The sequence below is a fragment of the Micromonospora sp. NPDC049301 genome (assembly GCF_040678715.1).
Classification (GTDB): Bacteria; Actinomycetota; Actinomycetes; order Mycobacteriales; family Micromonosporaceae; genus Micromonospora.
This window is the reverse complement of sequence record NZ_JBFAQO010000002.1, coordinates 286,536-299,105: the sequence shown is the minus strand read 5'-3', so window position 1 is coordinate 299,105 and position 12,570 is coordinate 286,536. Positions and strand designations below refer to the sequence as shown.

Genomic DNA, 12,570 nt, shown 5'->3' with positions numbered 1-12,570 from the left:
CTTGACGAAACGCCCCTATGAGAACGACCGAAGGCGCCTCCAGGAAGTGTCCGGCTTCCGACTTTCGCATTCGCGGATCGGACGCTGTTGGTAACTGTTCGTGTTCGATCGAATGGGCTACGGTGACGTCGTGACGAGACGTGCGGCCGAGATCCGCCTGGATGCCCTGCTGCGCACCGCCTGTGACGTGATCGTGGAGCGCGGTCTGGCCAACACCCGGACAGCGGACGTGGCGCAGGCCGCCGGAGTCAGTCAAGCACTGGTCTTCTACCACTTCGTTACCAAGGAGCGGCTGCTCGCGCAGGCGTTCGCGTACGCGGTCGAGCAGGATCTCGCCCGACTGGACGCGGTGACCCGTTCCCTGGCCCCGCCACTGACCAAGCTCCGCCGGATCCTCAAGCTCTACACCCCGGCCGGGCGGGCCACCTCCTGGTCCATGTGGATCGACGGCTGGTCGGAGTCGCTGCGTACCCCGGAGCTGGAGAAGGTGTCCCGCCGGCTCGACCTGCGCTGGCGGCAGGATCTGGCCGCGGTGATCTCCGACGGGGTCATCGAAGGCACCTTCCAGTGCGCCGACCCGGACGGCGCCGCCTGGCGGATCAGCGCGGTGATGGACGGCCTGGCCGTACAACTCGCCGTGCACGACCGGGTGATCTCCCGCCGGCAATTAGGCGAGTGGGTCCGCCTGGTCACCGCCCGGGAGCTCGGCCTGGACCCGGCCGACCTGGACTGATCGCCGGCGGCCAGTCGAGGGCCCGGACAGATCACCCGGCCGGGGCCGGCAAAACAGCTCGGCCCGCCGCGCCGGCCGGAACAATCGGCAGCATGGACCTGCTGGAGGCGTACCGCCGGAGCCTGGCCGAGTTCGTCGACCGGGTGGACCAGGTCCGTCCCGGTCAGTGGTCCGATCCGACACCGTGCCCCGACTGGGACGTGCGCACGCTGGTCAACCACGTGGTCGGCGAGGACCGGTGGAGCGTGCCGCTGCTCGCCGGCCGGACCATCGAGGAGGTGGGCGACCGGTTCGACGGCGACCAACTCGGCGACGAACCGGCCACGATGGCGCGGGAGGCGGCCGCGCAGGCCGAGATCGCCGCCACCCATCCCGGCACGCGCGACCGCACCGTGCATCTGTCCGCCGGTGACACCCCCGCCGACGAGTACCTCCAGCAACTTCTCGCCGAGCACCTGGTGCACGGCTGGGACCTGGCGGTGGCGATCGGGACCGAGCCGCGGATGGACCCGGACGTCGTGCGGGCGTGCGCCCGGTGGTTCGCCGGCCGGGTCGACGACTACCGACGCAACGATCTGGTCCGGTTCCATGCCCGGGCGTCCGCCGACGATGACGAGCAGGACCGCCTCCTTGCCGCCTTCGGCCGCGACGCCGACTGGACGCCGGGCGGCTGAGCCCGCCGAACCCGGCCCAGCGGCGGCAGCCGCGCTGAGGCGTCGTTCCTGCGCGACCAGAACGCCCGAGCATCCTTCCGACGGGAATTACCTCGATCCGTCGGCGCGTCGACGTGCCCGGACCTTGCCGCCATTCCGACCGGCTGATATCCACAGATGCGCATGCGTTACCGCGCATCGCCGGCCGGCGGCCGCCGGCCATCCGCTCCCACGAGGAGGTCCCGTGCCACAACCCGAGTGGTCACCCCCGATGAGCCGGCGTCGACGCCGGCTCATCGCCGTCCTGGCGTCGACGGCGACGATCGCCGCGCTGCTTCCCACCGGCGTGAGCACCGCCGCCCCCACCGGCGGCGCACCGTCCGCCGAGCGCCGGTCCGGGCCGTTCGCCGAAGGGCACCAGCACGCCGACGTCGACAACCGCGTCGGTACGGCGGCGCCGGACGCCCGCCAACGCGGGTTGGCCCGCGCCGCCGACCCCGACGTGCGATGGAACCGGCTCGGCACCCCGCACGCCCTCGGCCCCGGCCGCGCCCCACTCGCCACCGGGCTGCCCACCGACCCGGAGGCCGCCGCCCGCGCCTACCTGTCCGCCAACCGGGACCTGTTCGGGATGGACGCCGCCGCGGTGGCCGACCTGGAGCGGGTGCTGGTCCGGCCGATCGGCAGCGGCGCCGTGGTCACCCTGCGGCAGCGCTTCGGCGACCTGCCGGCCGGGCCGGACGGCCTGGTCACCATCGCGGTCACCGGGGGCACGGTGCTGTCGGTCAGCTCCTCGCTGGCCCGCGACACCGCCGCACCCGCGCCGGCCACCCGGACCTCCGAGCAGGCGTACGCCGCCGCGCTCGCCGACGCCAAGCTGGACGCCAGCGCGGTGGCCAGCCACACCGTCCGGGCGGTCGCCGTGCCGACCCCGCTGGACGGGCCCCGAGCCGCGTACGAGGTGACCCTCATCGGTGCCGACACCGACCACCCGGCCGCCTTCACCACCTACGTGGACGGCATCACCGGGCAGGTGCTGGTCCGCGAGGACCTGGTCGACTTCGACTCCGACAACCCGAGCTGGGCGGTCTTCCCGGCCACCCCACCGCGCGACCTCGGCCCCGGGCAGGACCCTCGGGTGCGCTGGTGCGGCGACCCCGCACCCGGCTGCCAGGCCGCCTTCCGCGACCCGGCCACCGGCCAGCCGTGGGACGTCGACGCGGCCACCGGCACGCCCACCTTCACCTCGCGCGGCAACTCGGCCAACACGGTGCTCTCCTGGGGCGCCGGCACCCCGGTCGTGCCGGCCACCCCCAGCCCGGAACGCCGCTACGAGTACCCGTTCACCGACCAGTGGCACCAGGCGAAGTGCAACCCGGCGGTGTTCACCTCCGCGCAGCGCAACGACGCCGACGCGTCGATCGCCAACCTCTTCGCCATGCACAACCGGATGCACGACTGGTCCTACCAGCTGGGCTTCACCGAGTCGGCGTGGAACCTCCAGGCGGTCAACCTCACCCCGGCCGGGCTGGGCGGTGACGCCGAGCAGGGCCGCGCCCAGCAGGGCGCGCTGACCGGCAACCGCAACAACGCCAACCAGGGCACCCCGCGCGACGGGCTGCCGCCGACCACCAACATGTACCTGTGGCAGCCGCAGGCCGGCGGCCCGTACCCGCCCTGTGTGGACGGCGACTACGACATGACGGTGATCGGCCACGAGTACACCCACGCGATCACCAACCGGATGATCGCCGGCCCGGACAGCGGGATCGGCGGCCACCAGGGCGGGGCGATGGGTGAGTCGTGGGGTGACCTGCTCGCCGCCGAGTACCTCTTCCAGAACGGGCTGCGCGCCCCCGGCGAGTCGCCCTTCGTCACCGGCGGCTACGTCACCGGCAACCTGGTCAGCGGCATCCGCAACTACGACCTCAGCCGCAGCCCGCTCAACTACTCCGACATCGGCTACAACACCGGTGGCCCCGCCGTGCACGCCGACGGGGAGATCTGGGGCGCCACCAACTTCCGGGTCCGGTCGGCCCTGGTGAAGCGGTACGGCCTCGGCACCCCGCAGCGGCAGCTGGAGTGCGCGCAGGGGAAGGTCGCCGCGGACAAGTGCCCGGGCAACCGGCGCTGGTCGCAGCTGGTCTTCGACTCGTTCCTGCTCCAGGCCGCCAGCCAGGTCAGCATGCTCGACATGCGGGACAACATGCTCACCGCCGACCTGCTCCGCTTCGGCGGCGCCAACCAGGACCTGATCTGGGCCGAGTTCGCCCGCTCCGGGATGGGCCGGGACGCCGTCACCAACGGCGCCGCCGACACCGACCCCACGCCGAGCTTCGCCTCGCCGCGTAGCGGCAACGCGACGCTCACCCTGCGGCCGCGCGGGGACAGCGCCGACGCGCCGATCCGCGTGTACGTCGGGCAGTACGAGGCGCGGGCGGTGCCGGTGGCGGACACCGACCCGGCGACGCCGCTGCCGGACACCGTGGAGCTGGTGGCCGGCACGTACGACCTGCTCGCCGTGGCACCCGGCTTCGGGCACCAGCGGCTCAGCGTGGTCGCGAAGGCCGGTCACGACGGGTACGTGGACCTGCGGATGAGCCGCAACCTCGCGTCCACCGCGTCCGGCGCCACGATCAGCGGCGACGGGGTCAACCTGGACCGGGTCGCGGACGACACCGAGGCCACGAACTGGGCCTCGCTCGACGGGGTGGCTGGCCGGCAGCTCACCGTGGCGCTGCCCGGGGACGCCCCGCAGGTGGTCAAGCGGGTCAACGTCAGCGCCATGCTGCGCCCCGCGATCGTCGGTGACGCCGACACCGGCAGTCAGAACGCGCTCAGCGCGCTGCGTTCGTTCGCGGTGTCCGCCTGCAACGCGAAGACCACCGACTGCGCGGATCCGGCGCGCTGGCAGCGGATCTACACCAGTGCGGGCGACGCGTTCCCCGGCGGGGCGTACCGGGCGTACAGCCGGGACATCAACCTCCGGACGTTCGCGGTGCCCACCACCCTCGCCACCCACCTGCGACTGGAGGTGCTGGCCAGCCAGTGCACCGGCGGCCCGCACTACGCCGGTGAGCAGGACGACGACCCGGCCACGACGACGGACTGCGCGACCGCCAGCCCGGCCCGGGACCAGATCAGGATCGCCGAGTTCCAGGCGTTCTCGAAGTGACACCGTCGGGGCCGGCGCACCGTCGCCGGCCCCGACGGCCCCCGATCAGCGCCAGGCCGGTCGCTCCCAGCGCCGGTCCACCGGTGGGTCGTCGGCCTCGGCGGCCGCCGCCCGGGTCAGGTGGCGCAGCCGCAGCAGCAGCCCCGCCCCCAGGAAGAGCAGCAACCCGCCGAGCAGGAACGCGGCCTGCACCACGCCGAAACCGCTGGACTGCGCGACCGGACGGCCGGCACCGGCCTCCGGCGGCGCGGCGTCGACCGGTTGGTCGACGGCCGGCTCCTCCGCCGGACCGCTCTGCTCCGCGGCCGGGGCGCTGGGCTCCGCCGGTGTGGCGGTGGGCTCCGGCGACGCGCTCGGGGTGCCGCCCGCTCCCACCACCGAGCGGGTGGCCGTCTGCCGGGCGAGCAGTCGCAGGTTCGCGTCGTACGCCTCCGCGGCGAGGGTGACCCGCCCATCCGTGACGTCCTCGGCGAAGGCCACCCGGTAGCGGGCGGTGACCGTGCGGCCCGGGCAGAGCGTGCCCGGGTCGAGCTGCCGGTCCGTCAACCGGGCCACGTCGCCCTCGGTCTGGATGTCCAGCGGGAAGTCGCCGCTCTCCTCCACCCGGTCCATCTTCACCTGGTCGAGTCGGATGCCCTGCACGCTGAGCACCATCGACCAGCGCACCTTCACGCATCCACCGCGCCGGTCCGTCCGGGAGACCACCGCGGAGACCGTGCGCACCTGGTCGCCGGCGCTGAACCGGGCCGGCAGCCCACTCAGCTCGGTGGCGAACGCCGCCTGCGCCGGAGCGGCGAGGACCACCTCCACGCCGCTCAGACAGGCCAGCACCACCCCGAGCCTCAGCGCGTACCGCCACACGACCACCACCGCCTCGCTTCTCCTCGGCCCTCCGGGAAACGCTAGGAGCACGCGGGTGGGCGAACCAGACGGGTGTCTTCGCATCGGCCGTCAAGGACGGGGGGTGATTTCACCGAGAGTGGTGAACCCCTCACCAAGCCGGACCTTCGGACGTCGGTTCTTCCCGCCTCCGTCCGTCGCCGGCGATCCCGCGTGGGAGACAATCCCCCGGTGTCCGAACTCTCCACCACCTTCGTCCGGCTCAACGCCCGGCTCGCCCCGGTCGCCTTCGTCCCCGAGGTGCGGCTGCACCAGGCGGACGAGCCGATCGGGCTCTGGGAGCTGACCGAAGGTGAGTTCAGCAGCGACCGGCCGCCGCCGTTCTGGGCCTTCGCCTGGGCCGGCGGCCAGGCGCTCGCCCGCCACGTGACCGACCATCCGGAGCTGGTCGCCGGCCGCCGGGTGCTCGACCTCGCCTCCGGCTCCGGGCTGGTGGCCATCGCCGCCGCCCGCGCCGGAGCGGCGTCGGTGCGGGCCGTCGAGGTCGACGAACTGGCCGTCGCGGCCGTCGGGCTCAATGCCGAGGCCAACGGGGTACGCGTCGACGCCGAGTTCGCCGACATCCTCGACGGCGACGCCGGGGACGCCGAGGTGGTGCTCGCCGGGGACGCCTTCTACAGCGAGGCGATGGCCCGCCGGATGCTGCGGTTCCTGCTGCGCGCCACCCGGGCCGGCGCCCTGGTGCTGGTCGGGGACCCTGGCCGCGCGTTCCTGCCCCGGGACCGCTTCGACGAGCTGGCCCACTACGACGTACCGGTACCGGAGGCGCTGGAGAGCGTCCGGGTGAAGCGCACCACCGTCTGGCGGTTGCGGGCCGGGCTGCCGGGGGCCGCCGGCTAGCGTGTCGGCGTGCTGTTCCGGAGCTGGGGGTCCGCGGTCGAGGCACCCTGGCCGGACGTCGCCACGGTGACCGACCACGTCGGCGTACGCCATCTGGTCGTCACCCGACACGCGCTGGTCCGCCAGGTCCTCGCCGACCCGGTCACCTACCGGCCGGACAACGCGCTCGACGCGGTGACCCCGATGCCGGTGACGGCTCTGCGGGTGCTGGCCGGGCACCGGTTCCGGCTGCCGCCGACCCTCGCCAACAACTCCGGTGCCCGCCATCCGGCCATCCGGTCGATCGTCGCCGACGCGCTGCACCCCACCCGGGTCGCGGCACAGCGCCCCTGGCTCACCGCGCTGGTCCGCGACCGGGTCACCCGGCTGGCTGCCACGCTCGACGCCGGCGCACCGGTCGACCTCTACGCCGAACTCGCCGCCGACCTGCCACTGCTGGTGCTGGCCCGACTGGTCGAGCTGCCGGACGCACCGGTCGAGGCGGTCAAGGAGTTCGCCCGCGCCGCGCTGGAGCTGTTCTGGGCCCCGCTGGACGCCGACCGACAGGTGGCGCTCGCCACCGAGGTGGGCCGGTTCCACGGGGTGCTGCGTGCCTTCGCGGCCACCGGCGGCGGGCTGGCCGCCGAGCTGCGTGCGGCCGGGCACCCGCCGGACGTGGTGGTCGCGGCGCTCTTCTTCCTGCTCGTCGCCGGGCAGGAGACGACCTCGCAGTTCCTCACCCTGCTGCTGCACCGGCTGGCCGGCGAGCCCGCGGTGCGGGCCGGGCTCCGCGCCGGCGAGATCGCGGTGGCCGACGTGGTGGAGGAGGGACTGCGGCTGGAACCGCCGATCGTCACCTGGCGGCGGGTCGCGGCGGCGGCCAGCACGCTGGGCGGGACCACGGTGCCGGCGGGCACCAGCCTCGTACTCTGGCTGGCCCGCGCCGGCCGGGACCCGGCGGTCGTCGAAGCGCCGGACGAGTTCCGCCCGGGCCAGCGGGGATCGCGCCGGCACCTGGCGTTCGGGGCGGGCGCACACCGCTGCGTCGGCGACGTGCTGGCCCGGATGGAGGCGGCCGTGGTGGTGGCCGAGGCCGCGCCGCTGCTCGACGGGGCGACCGTGGTCCGCCCGCCGTGGTGCCCGGACAATCTCACCTTCCGGATGCCGGACGCCTTCGTCGTCCAACGCTCTTCGGGAGCACACCGCCTGACCGGATCCTGACATCACCTCGGTAAGTTTCCGGGCGTGTCAGCCACCCCTGCTCGTCGGATCCGTGTCGTCGTCGCGCTTCTGGCCCTGCTGGCGCTGAGTGCCTGCGCAGCCAGCGCCGGCCACACGGCCCACGCCCGGCAGATCGCCGCGGGCCAGCCGATCCCGTCCACCCCGCCCCCGACACCGTCGGCCTCGCCGTCCCCGACGGCGAAGCCCGCGCCCGGGAGCTTGGAGTGGTACGTGTCGCAGGTGCCGACCTTTCCCGAGGCGCCACCACCGCAACCGGTGCTGTTGCCCGCGACCGGTACGGCCGCGTTCTGGCACCGCCTGCCGACCGACCAGAAGGTCGCCTTCATCACCATCGACGACGGTGGTCTGGCCCGCCCGCCCGCGGTGGCCGAATTCGTCTGGCGGGCCCGCATCCCGGTCACGATGTTCCTGAACTCACCGGCGGCCCAGGAGCACGACGTCTACTTCCGGCAGATCGAGGTGGCGGGCGGGGTCGTCGAGAACCACACCATCAACCACACCTCACTGGCCGGCCGGTCGTACAGCTACCAGAAGCAGGAGATCTGCGGTGCGGCGGACAGGCTGGAGGCGCTGTTCGGCAAGCGGCCGACGCTGTTCCGCCCACCGTTCGGTGAACATGACTCCACCACGTTGCAGGCCGCACACGACTGCGGCGCGAAGGCGGTCATCCACTGGACCGAGACGGTCCACGAGGGGAAGGTTCGTTACCAGACCCCCGAGAAGGTGGTACGGCCCGGTGACGTACTGCTCATGCACTTCCGGCCGGCGCTCATGGACGACCTCCTCGCGGCGCTGAAGGCGATCCACCGGGCCGGGCTCACACCGGCACTTCTGGAGGATTACGTACGGTGACCAACCGGCCCTCGGCCTGACGAAGGTCAGGGTCGGGTGGTGCCGTTCGGGTGCGGCGGGACAGCGGTCCCCGCGCCTAGCGTCAGCGCATGATCACATTACGTGGGTTGACGAAACGGTTCGGGGCGGCCATCGCGGTCGACGCCCTGACCGTCGACGTCGCGCCCGGCCGGGTCACCGGCTTCCTCGGCCCGAACGGCGCCGGCAAGTCCACGACCATGCGGATGGTCCTCGGCCTGGACCGCCCCACCGCCGGGCAGGCGTTGATCGGCGGCCGGGCGTACCGGGAGCTGCGACGGCCGCTGCACGAGGTGGGCGCGCTGCTCGACGCCCGGGCCGTCCACCCCGCCCGGTCCGGTCGGGCGCACCTGCTGGCCATGGCCCGCAGCAACGGCATCCCGGACCGCCGGGTGGACGAGGTGCTCGACACCGTCGGTCTGGACGGGCGTGCCGCCGCCAAGCCGGGGCGGACCCTCTCCCTCGGCATGGGCCAGCGGCTCGGCATCGCCGGCGCGCTGCTCGGTGACCCGCCGGTGCTGATGTTCGACGAGCCGGTGAACGGCCTCGACCCGGACGGGGTGCGCTGGGTACGACAGCTGATGCGCTCGCTCGCCGACCAGGGGCGGACCGTCTTCGTCTCCAGCCACCTGATGAGCGAGATGCAGCTCACCGCCGACCAGCTCGTGGTGATCGGCCGGGGACGGCTGCTCGCCGACGCGGCGATCGACGACGTGATCGCCGGCAGCGCCGTCGCCGTCCGGGTCCGCAGTCCGCACCCGGACGGGCTGGCCACCCTCGCCGCACGCCTCACCGCCGCCGGCGCCACCGTCGAACCGGCCGGCCTCGACGAGCTGACCGTCACCGGGACCACCGTGGACCGGATCGGCGACCTGGCGTACGAGCTGGGCGTGCGGTTGCACGAGCTGAGCCCGCACGGCGCGTCGCTGGAGCAGGCGTTCATGGAGCTGACCGCCGGCAGCGTCGAGTACGCCGGCGGCCCGACCGGAAGCGGGGCACGATGAGCACCCACACCATGCCGGACACCCGTCCCGCCCCCTTCCGCGGCGCGGTGGCCGCCGAGTGGACCAAGCTGTTCTCGGTGCGGACCACCTGGTGGACGGCGCTGGCCGGGCTGCTGCTGATGGCCGCGAGCGCCGGGCAGCTCGCCATCTACGCCGCCAACGCCAACACCAACGACGACCCGGCCGACGACCGGGGGATCGTCACCGCCGGCAGCGTGGTGATCGACTCGATGGAGCTGACCCAGTACGCGGTGCTGGCGCTGGGCCTCCTGGCGATCACCGCCGAGTTCACCAGCGGCACCATCCGGACCACCCTGCAGTGCACCCCCTCCCGCGGTCGGGTGCTGCTGGCCAAGGCCACGGTCGCCGGCGCGGTCACCTTCGCCCTCGGGCTGCTGCTCGGCGGCGTCGGCGCGCTGGTCGCCCGGCCGGTGCTCGGCGAGTGGGGCCGTACGCCCGCCGCCGGCACGATCGGCGACGTCGTGGCGGTGGCGACCTACCTCGCGCTGGTCGGCGTGTTCGCGCTGGGCCTCGGTGCGGCGCTGCGCAGCGCGGTGCTCACCCTCACCGTGCTCTTCGCCACCCTGATGATCGTGCCCCTGTCGCTTCAGGAGCCGGACATCGCCGTGCTGAACCGGATCGCCGACATCTTCCCCGGTGTGGCCGGAGCGCACTTCCTGGCCGGCGACACCGAGCCGTACCCGGGCGCGGTCGGGCTGCTGCTGCTCGCCGGGTGGGCCGGCGCGGCGCTGCTGCTGGGACGGGCCGCGCTGCACCGCCGCGACGCCTGAGGACTGAGCGGGGGCTCGCGGGCCCCCGCTCAGCCGTCGACCAGCCCCGCCTCGTACGCCAGGATCGCCGCCTGCACCCGGTTGCGGACGTCCAGCCGGGTGAAGATGCTGGTCACGTAACCCTTCACGGTGCCCTCCACCAGGTGCAGCCGGCGGGCGATCTCCGCGTTGGACAGCCCCGCCCCGACCAGGGCCAGCACCTCCCGTTCCCGCTCGGTCAGCCCGGCCGTCCGGTCCCGAGCGGCGGGCCGGCGGGCCAGCCGCCCGGCGCCCAGCTCGATCACCCGGCGGGCCACCCGCGGCGACAGGTACGCCCCGCCCTCGGCGACCGCGTGCACCCCGGCGATCAGCTCGCGGGGGTCGCCGGCCTTGAGCAGGAACCCGCTGGCGCCGTGCCCGAGCGCCCGGGCCACGTGGTCGTCCTCGCCGAAGGTGGTCAGCATGAGCGTCGCCGTCTCCGGCACCACCCGACGGATCTCGGCGGCGGCGGCCAGCCCGTCCAGCCGCGGCATCCGGATGTCCAGCAGCGCCACGCGGGGCCGGTGCGCGCGGACCAGCTCCACCGCCGCCCGCCCGTCTCCGGCCTCGGCGACCACCTCGATGGTCGGATCGGCGGCGAGGATGGCGCGGACGCCGGCCCGGATCATCGCCTCGTCGTCGGCGAGGACCACCCGGACCGGGGTGGCTACGGCCGTGTCGCTGTTCACTGCGGGATTCGCTCCTTGCTGGCCAGCCGGCCGTCGGTGAAGCAGAGCCGCCAGGTCGGCGCGGCAAGCGGGAAGTTGCCGTCGGTGTAGTACTCGCAACCCGCCACCCCGGCGCCGCTCGGCGGGGTGAGCTGCCGGCGGGGCAACCCGACCAGGTCGGTGCGGGCGGTGCCGGGCCGCATCCGGTCGAACGTCGACTCGTCCAGCACCGTGCCCGCCGTGGCGAACGAGTGGTAGACGAGTGACAGGGCCAGCGCCAGCCCGGCCGGGGCGGCGAGCGCGGTCAACAGGCTGCGCCGTACCCGGCGGCGGGCCTCGCGCAGCCGCCGCTCGGCGTCGACCGGCCGCTCCACCTCGCCGTCGACCGAACCGCCGCCGGGCTCGGCGAGCGCCGCCGACCACCGCCCGGCGGTTACGCCCGCGGACAGATCGGCGGGTACGCCGGCCGCGAGATCGGCGGGTACGCCACCGGCCGGGTCGGCGAGGACGCTGGCGGCGGGCAGCGGCAGGCGTGCCCGTACCGCGAAGCCACCGTCCGGGCCCGGACCGGCGTCCAGGACACCGCCGGCCAGCCGGACGCGCTCGGCGAGGGCGAGCAGACCACTCCCGGAGGACGGCGGGCTGGGCAGCGGTCCAGCCGGTGGTGGCCCGTTCCGCACCCCTACCTCGATCCCGTCCGCGAAGGGGGAGAGAGTGACGCGGACCGGGGCGCCCGGGGCGTACCGGGCGGCGTTGGTGAGCGCCTCCCGGACCACCCCGTGCGCGGCCGCCCCGGTCATCCCGGGCAGCTCCACGACGCCGGGTGGAGCGTCCAACCGGACCGCCATCCCGGCCTCCCGAGCCCCGTCCACCAGATCGGCGACGGTCTCGCCGGCCGGTCGGAGCCCCGCCCGGCCGCCCTCCTCCCGGAGGACACCGATGATGCCGTGCAGGCGCTCGGTGGCAGCGGCGACGCTGGCCCGCAGCTCCCCCACCGCCCCCCGGTGCCGGGGGTCGAGGTCGTCGGCGAGTTCCAGCGCGGCGGCGCGCAGCGCGATCAGGCTGAGGTCGTGGCCGAGCGAGTCGTGCATCTCCTCGGCGATCCGGGCGCGCTCGCGCAACCGGATCCGCTCGGCGGCGCCACGCTGCTCGCGGGCCCGCGCGTCGGCGTGCCGGCGGCCCGCGTCGGCCAGCTCCTGCTGCTGCCGGCGGTACCGGCCGACCAGCCACGGGAAGACCCCGGCGAACAGCAGCACCGAGGCCAACAGGAACCAGGTGCCCGCCCCGGTGCCGAGCAACCCCAGGTTCAGCACCGTGCCACCGACCGCGATAACTCCGAACAGCACAGCCGCCGGGGCGGCGATGGCGCTGCGCCGCCCGGTCAGATAACTGAACACCGGGATGGCGAACACGAAATTGCCGTCCACCAGCGACCCGAGCACCACCAGCAGCAGGCCGACCAGCGGCCGACGCCGTGCCAGTGCCACCGCCACGGTCAGCACCGTCAGCCCGCCGACCAGCAACGCCAGGTCGTGGCCCGAGTGCGGCGGGGTCAGCCCGGCGTACGCGATCGGGGCGGCGAGCACCGCCCAGAGCAGCACATCCGGCAGACCCTGCCGCCGCGCCACCGCCGACGGCCACCCCGCGATCCTCACGGCGGCCAGGCTACCCACGCCCGACCTGCGCGGACACCGACG

General features: G+C 74.2%; 11 protein-coding genes. 8 read left to right on the top strand and 3 right to left on the bottom strand.

Annotated elements, in window-relative coordinates; genetic code table 11:
* Positions 1 to 130 precede the first annotated feature (130 nt).
* From AB0K07_RS07530 to AB0K07_RS07520, 3 genes are all read left to right on the top strand, one after another.
* On the top strand, positions 131 to 733 hold the full coding sequence (locus tag AB0K07_RS07530) for a TetR/AcrR family transcriptional regulator (RefSeq protein WP_363751771.1): 603 nt from the start codon (positions 131 to 133) through the stop codon (positions 731 to 733).
* 92 nt (positions 734 to 825) lie between these two features.
* On the top strand, positions 826 to 1,407 hold the full coding sequence (locus AB0K07_RS07525) for a TIGR03086 family metal-binding protein (RefSeq protein WP_363751769.1): 582 nt from the start codon (positions 826 to 828) through the stop codon (positions 1,405 to 1,407).
* 223 nt (positions 1,408 to 1,630) lie between these two features.
* The gene (locus AB0K07_RS07520; RefSeq protein ID WP_363751768.1) at positions 1,631 to 4,561 is read left to right on the top strand and encodes a M36 family metallopeptidase; all 2,931 of its coding nucleotides are present in this window, start codon (positions 1,631 to 1,633) and stop codon (positions 4,559 to 4,561) included.
* A 45-nt stretch (positions 4,562 to 4,606) separates the two neighbouring features.
* On the opposite strand, the gene AB0K07_RS07515 is transcribed toward AB0K07_RS07520, so the two are convergent.
* Positions 4,607 to 5,431 (bottom strand): hypothetical protein, encoded by an 825-nt coding sequence (locus tag AB0K07_RS07515; RefSeq protein WP_363751767.1) that lies wholly within the window; start codon positions 5,429 to 5,431, stop codon positions 4,607 to 4,609.
* Between the two features lie 201 nt (positions 5,432 to 5,632).
* Here AB0K07_RS07515 and AB0K07_RS07510 point away from each other — a divergent pair, with 201 nt between their 5' ends.
* The 5 genes from AB0K07_RS07510 (at position 5,633) to AB0K07_RS07490 (ending at position 10,187) form a co-directional block, all read left to right on the top strand.
* Positions 5,633 to 6,301 carry a 50S ribosomal protein L11 methyltransferase gene (locus AB0K07_RS07510; protein WP_363751766.1) on the top strand — a complete coding sequence of 223 codons (669 nt, stop codon included), beginning with the start codon at positions 5,633 to 5,635 and terminating at the stop codon, positions 6,299 to 6,301.
* 66 nt (positions 6,302 to 6,367) lie between these two features.
* Positions 6,368 to 7,501 carry a cytochrome P450 gene (locus AB0K07_RS07505; protein ID WP_363752766.1) on the top strand — a complete coding sequence of 378 codons (1,134 nt, stop codon included), beginning with the start codon at positions 6,368 to 6,370 and terminating at the stop codon, positions 7,499 to 7,501.
* Between the two features lie 24 nt (positions 7,502 to 7,525).
* A complete protein-coding gene (locus AB0K07_RS07500) occupies positions 7,526 to 8,374 on the top strand; it encodes a polysaccharide deacetylase family protein (protein ID WP_363751765.1) in 849 nt (282 codons plus the stop codon).
* An 89-nt stretch (positions 8,375 to 8,463) separates the two neighbouring features.
* Entirely contained in the window at positions 8,464 to 9,396 is a 933-nt protein-coding gene (locus AB0K07_RS07495; protein ID WP_363751764.1) for an ATP-binding cassette domain-containing protein, read from the top strand.
* A complete protein-coding gene (locus tag AB0K07_RS07490; protein ID WP_363751763.1) occupies positions 9,393 to 10,187 on the top strand; it encodes an ABC transporter permease subunit in 795 nt (264 codons plus the stop codon). The genes AB0K07_RS07495 and AB0K07_RS07490 overlap by 4 nt, the downstream gene beginning before the upstream one ends.
* A gap of 29 nt (positions 10,188 to 10,216) precedes the next feature.
* Here AB0K07_RS07490 and AB0K07_RS07485 read toward each other — a convergent pair whose 3' ends face one another.
* Together AB0K07_RS07485 and AB0K07_RS07480 are read right to left on the bottom strand one after the other, a co-directional pair.
* Positions 10,217 to 10,894 carry a response regulator transcription factor gene (locus AB0K07_RS07485; protein WP_363751762.1) on the bottom strand — a complete coding sequence of 226 codons (678 nt, stop codon included), beginning with the start codon at positions 10,892 to 10,894 and terminating at the stop codon, positions 10,217 to 10,219.
* Positions 10,891 to 12,528: a histidine kinase gene (locus tag AB0K07_RS07480; protein WP_363751761.1), complete on the bottom strand. Its 1,638-nt coding sequence runs from the start codon at positions 12,526 to 12,528 to the stop codon at positions 10,891 to 10,893. The genes AB0K07_RS07485 and AB0K07_RS07480 overlap by 4 nt, the downstream gene beginning before the upstream one ends.
* Positions 12,529 to 12,570: the final 42 nt, after the last annotated feature.

What these genes read in the sequence shown, in the direction of transcription:
- AB0K07_RS07495 (WP_363751764.1), top strand. Translation starts at nt 8,464, where the DNA reads ATGATCACATTACGTGGGTTGACGAAACGGTTCGGGGCGGCCATCGCG.
- AB0K07_RS07490 (WP_363751763.1), top strand. Translation starts at nt 9,393, where the DNA reads ATGAGCACCCACACCATGCCGGACACCCGTCCCGCCCCCTTCCGCGGC.
- AB0K07_RS07525 (WP_363751769.1), top strand. Translation starts at nt 826, where the DNA reads ATGGACCTGCTGGAGGCGTACCGCCGGAGCCTGGCCGAGTTCGTCGAC.